The following is a 10,545-nucleotide window of genomic DNA, read 5'->3' on the forward strand; positions in this document are numbered from 1 at the left end:
TTCCAAACCTGAAATAAATTTTTTGCTAAATAAAATGCTATTACATTACAATCAAACATGTATGGGCTCCTTGGTAAAGTTTAGTCGCTTATTACGTTACTCCTGAGGGAAGTGGGAGTCCATACATCTGTTGACCTTTGTGGATTAAAATTTGTTCTATCTAGGCGCAGCGCATGTTTGACATTTATGCTGCGTTATCGCCTATGTATGGGGAACACCACATAGACTTTGCCTTGCCTAAAAACCAAACAGTCTGCTGCAAAATCAATCACGAAAGGTCTACACGCCCTTGGACTGAGGTCGTTACACTGTGTTTATGCGAACGATTATTAATTAGATTAGCGCGCATGTCAATACTAAATGATAACTATTATCAAAAAGATTATGTGTTTATATATTATTAAAGTAGTGAGGTGGCGTTACAATGTTTAGTAAAATTATAATAAAAAAAATAGCGAAGATTATTACAGTGCTGAGTATGTTGCTACTTAGCGCTTGCTCAACTTCTTTTGCTTACAATAACTTGCCTTGGCTTTCGTCTTTTTGGGTAGACGACTACATTGATTTAAATAAAAGTCAGGCCAAACAGCTCAAACAAATTATTGAAAATACGCGAAATTGGCACAGACAAACTGAACTGCTCAAATACAAACAAGATCTAACAAATTTACAAGCGATGTTTAATTCACAGTTAAATAAAGAGGAGCTGACTAAACAAATCACGCTTGCTAAAGGTCATTGGGGAAATCTGCTTGATTATGCAAGCCAACCTCTGATCACGTTAGCTAAAACGCTTACATCAAAACAGCGTAAAGAACTTATTGATAATATAACCGCCGATATAAATGATGAGTTAAAAGAGCACAATGAACTCAGCTTGCAAGAACATAAAGACATGCGTTTAGACAAACAGTTTGATTACTTTAAACAATGGCTAAACAAACTCACTCCTGAGCAAGTGCGATTAATAAAAGCCGCTAACGAGCAACATATTAATACATTTTTACTATGGCAAGATTATAAACGGGATCGCTTACGTGCACTTGAGCAAACGTTTTCCAACTTACAACTTGATGAACAGCAATTTGCTACACAGCTTAAGATAATCATTACCGATCGCGATGCATTTATTGGTGATGAGTTAAAAGCTAAGAATGAAAATAATTTAGTACTCTATATAAATTTACTTATTGACTTAAATAACACACTTTCTAAGCAACAACGAAAAAGCGCTAATGAACATTTTGACGATTTAATGCAGACAATTAATGAACTTAGAAATGATTAAGCGTTTCAAATCCAGCAACAAAAATTTATGATAGGTTTTATTATTAGTAAAGATGGCCACTATCGTGTTTTTGACGTATGAGGCACCGTTGTTATAGGTACACTGCTTGTCATCTCAATTTTTCACGTTAAACTGAATTTTTATTTTTTTATTAAGTTGTTTGAATGGATATTACTGCTCTTAATAGTACTAAGGCATTAAGAAGGAACGTCTTAAGATGGATGTGCTTATGTTTTGGTTGTGTATCGCTAATTTTTGCTGGGTTTAATTTACTCATTAATAATTTTGCGGTACTGGGCTATTTAGAGTTGGGACTGTGTGCTTACTGTGTACACACATTTGTGCGTCTAAACAGACATGCATTGCAACTACGCCAATCGCTTATTATGTGTGCATTAGTTACGTTAGTTATTGTGTTAGGTAACTATTTAGCTTTGATAAAAAATGGCTTGTTTATTTGGTCATTTGCATTACCCGTTTTGTATTACCTGTTGTTAGGTAAGCGCTTTGGGATCATCTTTTCTGCAACATTACTTTTTTTACAGGTATTTATCTTAGTAAATAAAGCCTCGTTATTTCCTTTTTTACCGCTAAATTTTGGTCTTAATTTACTGTTTGTTTATGTAAGTATTTGGGCTGTTTCTCATGTTTTTGAAGGGAGCAGAGCACTTTCCTCTAAACGCTTGAAAAGTTTAGCCTTGTTAGACCCATTAACGGGTGCTGGTAATCGACTTTCGATGAATCATTATTTTGAGGTCGAATTAACAGATAAATCTCAGTTGTACTTATTTTTATTAGATTTAGATTACTTCAAGCAGGTAAACGACAAATATGGTCACGACGTAGGTGACAAAGTGCTTATTGAAGTTGCAACGTTATTAAGAATTACGTTAGCTAAAGGGTATGTATTTAGAGTGGGTGGGGAAGAATTTGCACTTATTAGCTCATTTAACAATGCCGATGATGCGTTAAATACAGCTGAAAAATTAAGATCTGTCATAGAGGATACAGTGATTGATATTAATGGTGAAAAAATAAATATCACTATAAGTGTAGGGGTTGCTTCTTATCAACAGGATCAATCACTCGAAGAGTTTGCTAAAGAAGCTGATAAACAACTTTATAAAGCAAAACGCTTTGGACGTAATAAAGTATATGCTAAGTCAAGCACACATCAAAAAATTGAATTAGAATCGGTTTAATACATTTGCTCAAAATTAGGTATTCTATTTTCCCAAATAGGCTTGTCTTTTCCTAAGTATTCGCGCACAGCATCAAAAAATAAACGTGTTCTTACTGGTAAATCTCTGTGCGGATAAACAGCATACATTGCGCTGTAATCCATCAACTTTACATCCGTTAATATAGGTATTAATTTATCATCGGTAATTTCGTCACCGATTATAAATGCTGGCGCTACAAAATACGCTGTGCCAGATATGGCTTTCATGAGCAGTGCTTCGGCATCGTTAGCGCGATATACACTTTTTATTTTTTGCTCACATGGTTCACCCGAGCTGTTGTAATAATCAACTGTTTCAACCCTCATCGTATTACTGGCATAACTTGCGGCGGGTAATTCGGCCAATTCTTCCATACTGGATGGCATGCCATAAGTGCTGATAAACTCGGGAGCGGCAACAATGAGTAAACGATTACGCGCAATTTTACGTGCAATTAGAGATGAATCTTTTGGCTCTCCCACTCTAAATGCCAAATCGAACCCCTCAGAGACAATATCAACTAAACGATCGTCCAAGCGAAGCTCTACTTCAACTTGTGGAAAACGTTTTTGAAAGTCATTAAGTACAGGCTGTAAATAGCGCCGACCTATTAACGTAGATGAGGTTATTTTTAATACGCCTCGGGGCTCTAAATGGTAATTCTCAGCCATACGAATTGTATCACCGAGTAACTCTCTAAGTTCAGCAGCCTTTTTTATCATTTCTGCGCCAGCAGCGGTTAACGAAAAAGAACGAGTTGTTCTGTTTAATAACCTAACACCGAGTTCATCTTCTAATCGGCTAATTTGTTTAGAGATAACAGAGCGGTCAATGTTACGAATTTCAGCTGCCTTGGCAAAAGAGCCTTGTTCAACTACTTCAAGCAGCATTAAAAGCCGACTGGTTGTATCCATAATTACACCTTTGCTACGTTATTGATGCCATTTTGGCATTAATGAATTTAAAAATCTATGGTTTTTGTCCGCAGGTTTAATCCGTACTATGCAAAGCTAATTAAAAAAGGAGCGTCTTCATGAAAAAACATTTAATTGCTGCTGCACTCGCTGGCGCATTACTAACACTTGCAGGTTGTGCCGATGAAAGCACAGCACCTTCGACTCAAGCACAGCATCTTCAACCAATCGATGTTGCAGCGGTATTAGTTAAACCAGTACAAAGCTGGCACACCTATACAACGCGTTTAGAGTCTCCTCAAGAAGTCGCGTTAATGCCACGCGTATCAGGTGTCATTGAGCGTATTGCATTTAATGAAGGCGACAATGTTAAAAAAGGCGACTTATTATTTAAGTTAGACGACCGTCCATTTGCAGCGGTTGTAGCAAGCCTTGATGCGCAAATTAACAGTGCACAAGCTGCGTTAGAACAAGCAAAAAGTGAAGCTAAACGAGCTGTGCGTTTAACGCAGCGTAAAGCAATCTCTACTGAGCAGGCTGAATCTCGAACCTCTGTTTTACGCCAACGTGAAGCGCAGCTTGCGGCTTTGCAAGCACAGCTTACAGCAGCTGAACTTGATTTAGAGTTTACGTCAATTGTATCGCCAATTGATGGGGTTATTTCGCGCGCAAATATTACTAAAGGCAATAATATTATTGCGGGCCAAAGCGTATTAACAAGTATTGTCTCAAACGAGCAAATGTATGCGTACTTTGATATTGATGAACGCACTTGGAACAGTGCTTTTAGCAATGTAACAGCTGCTAGCCGTCAACCTGTTGTTATGCAAAAAGTAGGGCAAAACGATTTTTCATACAAAGGGCACATCAATTTTATTGATAACCAAATCAATGCCTCTACAGGCACTTTGCGTGTGCGCGCTGTGTTTGATGAAGATAACAACCAGCTTCGCTCGGGTTCATTTGCACGCATTAAATTAGCTGCTAACTCAATCTCTGAGCAAGTTATTGTGCCAGATAGAGCCATTGGCACCGATTTAAAAAATCGCTTTGTATTAACCGTTGGCGAAAATAACGTGCTTGAGTACAAATTAGTCACTGTGGGTGAGCGTTATGGTTCGCTTCGCGCAGTAACATCAGGTCTTTCACAGGGTGATGTCATTGCCGTAAATGGTCCTGCTCGTGTAGGCCCAGGCATGCCAATTAAGCCAAATACAGTAACAATAGACAGCAGTGATGTTGCATTCACTCTTTCTAATGACGAATCACGTTTAGTGGCTAAGCAATAAGGTTTATTGATGAAATTTTCACACTTTTTTATTCAACGGCCGATATTTGCGGCTATGTTGTCTTTAGTTATTTTAATTGCCGGTGGTATTTCTTTATTTCAGCTTCCGGTAAGTGAATACCCTGAAGTGGTGCCACCAACAGTGGTTGTCACAGCGAGTTACCCAGGCGCTAACCCAACCGTTATTGCGCAAACGGTCGCAACACCACTTGAACAAGAAATTAACGGCACTGAAAACATGTTGTATATGTTTTCACAAGCAACCAGTGATGGACGTATGACCCTAACGGTGACGTTTGCACTAGGTACAGATTTAGACCGTGCTCAAGTACAAGTACAAAACCGTGTAAATAGCGCATTACCGCGTTTGCCGCAAGAGGTGCAGCGCTTAGGTGTTGTTGCTGAAAAATCATCACCCGATTTAACCATGGTGGTGCATTTATATTCGCCAGAAAAAACACATGATACCGCGTATTTATCTAATTATGCCGACTTGTATATTAAAGATGAAATTGCACGTTTATCGGGTGTCGGCGATATTCGCCTATTTGGTGCTGGTAAATACTCAATGCGTGTATGGTTAAACCCTGATGCACTCGCGGCACGTGAATTAACAGCAACCGACGTTGTTACTGCACTTCGTTCGCAAAACCAACAAGTTGCGGCAGGTAGTTTAGGCGCTCAGCCGGTATCAAACGACAGTCAATTTCAAATACTGTTAAATGTAAAAGGGCGTTTAAACAGCATTGAAGAGTTTGAACACGTTATTATTAAAGTGGGTGATGAGGGGCAATTAACACGTTTATCTGATATTGCACGCGTTGAATTAGGGCAAGATACTTACTCACTTCGCGCAGAGCTAGACACTCAACCAGCATTGGCCATGCCTATATTTCAACGCCCAGGTTCTAATGCGATTGAACTATCTGATCAAGTGCGCGAAACCATGGCACGTTTATCAAAAGACTTCCCTGAAGGGGTAAAATACGACATTGTTTACGATCCAACCGTATTTGTACGCGGCTCTATTGACGCTGTAATTACAACGTTGATTGAAGCCATTGTACTGGTTGTTATTGTAGTTATTGTATTTTTACAAACATGGCGTGCGTCAATTATCCCACTTATTGCGGTGCCTATTTCACTCATTGGTACGTTTGCAGTGATGCAGTGGTTGGGTGTATCGATTAATACTTTATCGTTATTTGGCTTAGTACTGGCTATAGGTATTGTTGTTGATGATGCGATTGTTGTTGTTGAAAATGTTGAACGTAATATAGAGCAAGGCTTGTCGCCTCTTGAAGCAACACGCGTTGCAATGAGTGAAGTAACGGGGCCTATTATTGCGATTGCACTTGTGCTTTGCGCGGTGTTTATTCCAACCGCATTTATTACCGGTTTATCGGGGCAATTTTACAAGCAATTTGCGTTAACAATTACCATTTCAACCGTCATTTCTGCTTTTAACTCTTTGACACTTTCGCCCGCATTAGCCGCGTTATTGTTAAAATCGCACGATGCAAAGCCAGATGCATTTACACGTTTATTAAATAAATTATTTGGTCGCTGGTTGTTTCAACCATTCAACCGCGTATTTGACCGTGGTGCAAAAGGGTATGAAAAACTAGTTAAAAAGCTAATTCGCTTAAGCATGATTGTAATGGTGGCGTATGTCGCACTCGTTGGCGGTACTATTAAGTTGTTTGATACCGTACCTGGTGGCTTTATTCCACAGCAAGATAAGCAATATTTAGTGGCAATTGCGCAATTACCTGATGCAGCTAGCCTTGACCGCACAGAAGATGTATTAAGACAGATGCAACAAATAGCCTTAGATGTTCCGGGCGTTGCAAATACGGTTGCTTTTCCTGGTTTGTCTGTAAATGGTTTTACCAATAGCCCTAACAGCGGTATTGTTTTTACGCCCTTAGACGCGTTTGAAGACCGTGCCGATCCAAGTAAATCGGCGATGGCGATTGCTGCGCAGTTAAACCAACGTTTTGCCGCAATTGATGAAGCATTTGTCGCGGTATTCCCGCCGCCGCCAATTCAAGGCCTAGGCACAACGGGTGGTTTTAAGTTACAAATTGAAGACCGATCAAACAAAGGGTTCGAAGCATTATTTAATAGCCTGCAAACGGTTATTGGTAAAGCACAACAAGATCCAGCGTTAATGGGGCTTTACTCAAGTTTTCGTATTCAAGTGCCACAAATGGATATAGATGTTGATCGCGAGCAAGCGCTTATTCAAGGTATCCCTCTAGATGAAGTGTTTAATGCACTGCAAATTTATTTAGGCTCAGTGTATGTGAATGACTTTAACTTGTTTGGTCGTACGTATCAGGTCAATGCGCAAGCAGATGCTGATTATCGCCTAGACCCAGATCAAATTCTTAATTTAAAAGTAAGAAACCGCGCGGGTAACATGGTGCCATTAGGCTCAGTATTAACGGTTACACCAACAATTGGCCCTGACCGTGTAATGCATTACAACGGGTATCCAAGTGCAGAGCTTAACGGCAGCCCAGCGCCTGGTTACAGCTCTGATCAAGCACAACTGGCTATTGAAGCAATACTTGCTGATAACTTGCCAAGCGGCATTGAATACGAGTGGACAGAAGTGACTTATCAACAAGTACTTGCGGGTAATACTATGGTGTATGTGTTCCCACTGGTAGTGCTACTGGTATTTATGGTGCTTGCTGCTCAGTACGAAAGCTTGCGTTTACCATTAGCTATTATTTTAATTGTGCCAATGACCATATTTTCAGCGTTACTTGGTGTGTGGTTTGTAGGCTCAGATAACAATATATTTACGCAAATAGCGTTAATAGTATTGGTAGCCTTAGCATCTAAAAATGCAATTCTGATGGTTGAATTTGCAAAAGATAAAAACGATACCGGTTTATCTCATATGGATGCAATATTAGCGGCGTGTCGTATGCGTTTACGTCCAATATTAATGACTTCAATCGCCTTTACAGCAGGTGTTATACCGCTTGTGTTGGCAACCGGAGCAGGAGCCGAAATGCGCCATGCAATGGGGAATGCAGTGTTCTCAGGCATGATTGGTGTAACCGTGTTTGGCTTATTGTTTACCCCAGTATTTTATATGCTTGTTGTAAATAAAAAAGAAAAATCGCAGGAGTTACCACATGACTAAGTTAGTAAATAAAACGCTAAAAACACGCTTAACAATAAGTGCTGTAGTAGTGGCTGCGTTTTTATCTGGCTGTGCGAGCAAAATAGATACGCTCAGTGAGCAAAACGCAATTAATGAGTTTGTTGCAAAGGCGGCGGTTGCAGAGCAACTTGATGGTGCTGACGAAACGAGCTGGTGGAAAGGGCTTGGATCAAGCCAATTAGACTTGTTAGTCACCCAAGGGCTTGCAAATAATCATGATTTACAAACAAGCCAGTTAACGCTTAAAAGTGCGTTAGCACGACTAGGTGAGCAAAAAGCACAATACCTGCCGCAAGGTGGCGTAGAAATTGGTGCTAAACGCAGTGGTTTAGGCGATGTAAACAGCCGTCAGTCGAGTGCTAATTTAGCACTTGATTGGCAGCTTGATTTATTTGGACGTATTACGGCACTGGTTGATGCAGCAAATGCATCGGCCATGAGCCAAGCAGAGCAAGTCCGTTTACTACAAATTGAAGTCGTATCGGCGGTTGTTAAAGGCTTTGTTAGCTATCAAGGTAATGTTGAAAAACAGCATATTGTAGCGCTGCAAATAGAGGCGCTTGAGCAAAGTATTGAGGTGCTACAAGCTCGCGTTGATGAAGGTGTTGCAAGCGAACTTGATTTAAATCGTACAATGGCGCAGCTTAGGCAGCAACAAGCACTTGTGCCTGCTTTTGAATATGCAAAGTACCGCGACTTATCTACGCTTGCTGTGCTTACAGGACGTTTAACTCAGCACGTTGAATTAAATAATGAACGGGCTATTTTAGAGCATCAGTTTGAGGTGGCTTTTAATGAGCCAAATAACGCAATTGCACTAAGGCCTGATATTAGCCGAGCACTTTACGACTTTAGCCAAGCGAATAGTTTAAGTGTTGCAGCAAGCAAAGCACTTTTACCCGATATTAGTTTAAGTGGCTTTGCAGGCGTTGTGAGTCTTGGTAGTAATGGCTTTAGCGATACTCAACAGCAATGGCAAGTAGCACCACAAATTAAGTGGTCGCTACTGAGTTATCCTGCACTTTTAGCACAACGCGATGCACAACAGTTTTTAAGTGAAGCGGCGTACAGCGACTATCAACAAGTGGTGCTTAAAGCCGTGAACGAAAGTGAACTTTCGCTGCAGCTTTTAACCAATCAAGCACAACAAAAACGCTTTGCTGATGATCGTTATAGCTTCGCAAATAAAGCATTCTTACAAGCTCAAGCAATGTACGAAGAAGGGCAAATTCCTTATCTTGAGTTGTTAGATGCACGTCAGGATGTTTTAATAGCGCAAGAAAACGCTGTCGATTCCACAATTTCATCGCTACTTGCTAAGGTTAATGCCTATCAGTCATTTAACGGGCGATGGAGTTATGCTTTAAGCAACACTAAGAAGTAGAGTTATATTGATGCCCAGTACTGATGTTTTACATGAATACACCGTACCGCTTACTATGCGTGCCATTGTATTGCCAGAGCCTAATGAGCAAATCAATTTAGCTGACGTTGAGTTACCTGTACCTGAGTGTGCAGATAACGAATTACTTATAAAAGTAGAGTACGTTGGCTTAAACCCCGTTGATGGGCAGTTTGCTAAATCGGGTTTTTGTAAATGGCAATATCCTCATATTTTAGGGCTTGATGCTGTAGGGGTGGTAGTAAAAGCCAGCAAAGGTATTTTCCCCAATGTAGGCGAACGGGTAATGTGGCACGCGAGTGTTGGCGATCAAGGTGTGCTCAGTGAATACACAAAAGTGCCTAATTATGCGGTGTCGGTTTTGCCTGCAGGATTAAACCCAGCAGTGGCTGCTATTTTACCGTGTGCTGGTATGGCTGCACTCATTAGCTTAGATAAGCTAAGTATTAGCGAAGGCGATACTATACTTATTGAAGGAGGAGCCGGGGCCGTAGGGCAATTTGCTATTCAGTATGCTAAGCAGCGCGGAGCGGACGTATTTGCAACCGCATCAAAGCGAAACCATAAATTGGTTAAGCAGCTTGGTGCAGACATGATTTTTGATTACAACGATAAAAAGTTGTGTGAAAAAATTCGCAGAGAGCTCGGCCCACAAGGTTTTGACGCAGTAATCGATACCATTGGTGGAGAGTCAACAGCTCGAAATATTGAGCTAATGCGTTTTTGTGGCAAAATTGCATGTTTAAACCCATTACCCTGTTTTGATCAGGAGCTTATGTATCGTAGGGCGCCTAACATTAGCGTGGTATCGCTGGGCGGTGCATGGCTTGCTAATAGTTTGTGTGCGCAACAGCGTTTAAGCTTTATGGGTAACTTATTACTAGAAGGTGCGTGTAATGGCGATATTAAAACGCCGACACTAACCGCCGTTGAGTTTAATGCACAGGCGGTGTCTGATGCGCTTAATAAGCAATTGGCGGGTGGCTTTACCGGCAAACAGGTTGTACACGTAGCGCCATAAATACTAGGGCTATTTTTTAAAAACGCAGCATTATTATGTTGCGTTTTTTTATGTCTTTTTTATGCTCTTTTCATTCTATCAAATCGTATTTTTATTTATTAACCTGAACTCTGGTTAAGAGATTTACTAACATATTGAATCATGGTGATATTTAAATTTATTTTCTCTAGCCAGAGATTTTCAATGAAAACAAGGCGAATTTACGCGTCAATAACCGGACATATT

At 40.4% G+C, this 10,545-nt stretch carries 7 protein-coding genes; 6 read left to right on the forward strand and 1 reads right to left on the reverse strand.

Features of this window, described 5'->3' with window-relative positions; all coding sequences use genetic code 11:
• Positions 1 to 424: 424 nt before the first annotated feature.
• Positions 425 to 1,288 carry a DUF6279 family lipoprotein gene (locus tag CWB66_RS16825; protein WP_138586267.1) on the forward strand — a complete coding sequence of 288 codons (864 nt, stop codon included), beginning with the start codon at positions 425 to 427 and terminating at the stop codon, positions 1,286 to 1,288.
• Between the two features lie 164 nt (positions 1,289 to 1,452).
• Positions 1,453 to 2,490, forward strand: a complete 1,038-nt coding sequence (locus tag CWB66_RS16830) for a GGDEF domain-containing protein (RefSeq protein WP_138586268.1) — start codon at positions 1,453 to 1,455, stop codon at positions 2,488 to 2,490.
• On the opposite strand, the gene CWB66_RS16835 is transcribed toward CWB66_RS16830, so the two are convergent.
• Positions 2,487 to 3,425 (reverse strand): LysR family transcriptional regulator, encoded by a 939-nt coding sequence (locus tag CWB66_RS16835; RefSeq protein WP_138586269.1) that lies wholly within the window; start codon positions 3,423 to 3,425, stop codon positions 2,487 to 2,489. The two genes, CWB66_RS16830 and CWB66_RS16835, sit on opposite strands and share 4 nt — an antisense overlap.
• A gap of 119 nt (positions 3,426 to 3,544) precedes the next feature.
• Here CWB66_RS16835 and CWB66_RS16840 point away from each other — a divergent pair, with 119 nt between their 5' ends.
• From CWB66_RS16840 to CWB66_RS16855, 4 genes are read left to right on the forward strand one after another with little or no spacing between them, the layout of a single operon-like run.
• A complete protein-coding gene (locus CWB66_RS16840) occupies positions 3,545 to 4,714 on the forward strand; it encodes an efflux RND transporter periplasmic adaptor subunit (protein ID WP_138586270.1) in 1,170 nt (389 codons plus the stop codon).
• A 9-nt stretch (positions 4,715 to 4,723) separates the two neighbouring features.
• A complete protein-coding gene (locus CWB66_RS16845; protein ID WP_138586271.1) occupies positions 4,724 to 7,876 on the forward strand; it encodes an efflux RND transporter permease subunit in 3,153 nt (1,050 codons plus the stop codon).
• On the forward strand, positions 7,869 to 9,281 hold the full coding sequence (locus CWB66_RS16850) for a TolC family protein (protein ID WP_138586272.1): 1,413 nt from the start codon (positions 7,869 to 7,871) through the stop codon (positions 9,279 to 9,281). Before CWB66_RS16845 ends, CWB66_RS16850 begins: the two co-directional genes overlap by 8 nt.
• Positions 9,282 to 9,291: 10 nt before the next feature.
• The gene (locus tag CWB66_RS16855; RefSeq protein WP_138586273.1) at positions 9,292 to 10,320 is read left to right on the forward strand and encodes a zinc-binding dehydrogenase; all 1,029 of its coding nucleotides are present in this window, start codon (positions 9,292 to 9,294) and stop codon (positions 10,318 to 10,320) included.
• Positions 10,321 to 10,545: the final 225 nt, after the last annotated feature.

Source organism: Pseudoalteromonas sp. S558, assembly GCF_005886635.1.
Lineage (GTDB): Bacteria > Pseudomonadota > Gammaproteobacteria > Enterobacterales > Alteromonadaceae > Pseudoalteromonas > Pseudoalteromonas aliena.

Bases quoted from the DNA above. Each gene is read 5' to 3' on its own strand.
- CWB66_RS16825 (WP_138586267.1), top strand. From the start codon at position 425: ATGTTTAGTAAAATTATAATAAAAAAAATAGCGAAGATTATTACAGTG.
- CWB66_RS16830 (WP_138586268.1), top strand. From the start codon at position 1,453: ATGGATATTACTGCTCTTAATAGTACTAAGGCATTAAGAAGGAACGTC.
- CWB66_RS16835 (WP_138586269.1), bottom strand. From the start codon at position 3,425: ATGGATACAACCAGTCGGCTTTTAATGCTGCTTGAAGTAGTTGAACAA.
- CWB66_RS16840 (WP_138586270.1), top strand. From the start codon at position 3,545: ATGAAAAAACATTTAATTGCTGCTGCACTCGCTGGCGCATTACTAACA.
- CWB66_RS16845 (WP_138586271.1), top strand. From the start codon at position 4,724: ATGAAATTTTCACACTTTTTTATTCAACGGCCGATATTTGCGGCTATG.
- CWB66_RS16850 (WP_138586272.1), top strand. From the start codon at position 7,869: ATGACTAAGTTAGTAAATAAAACGCTAAAAACACGCTTAACAATAAGT.
- CWB66_RS16855 (WP_138586273.1), top strand. From the start codon at position 9,292: ATGCCCAGTACTGATGTTTTACATGAATACACCGTACCGCTTACTATG.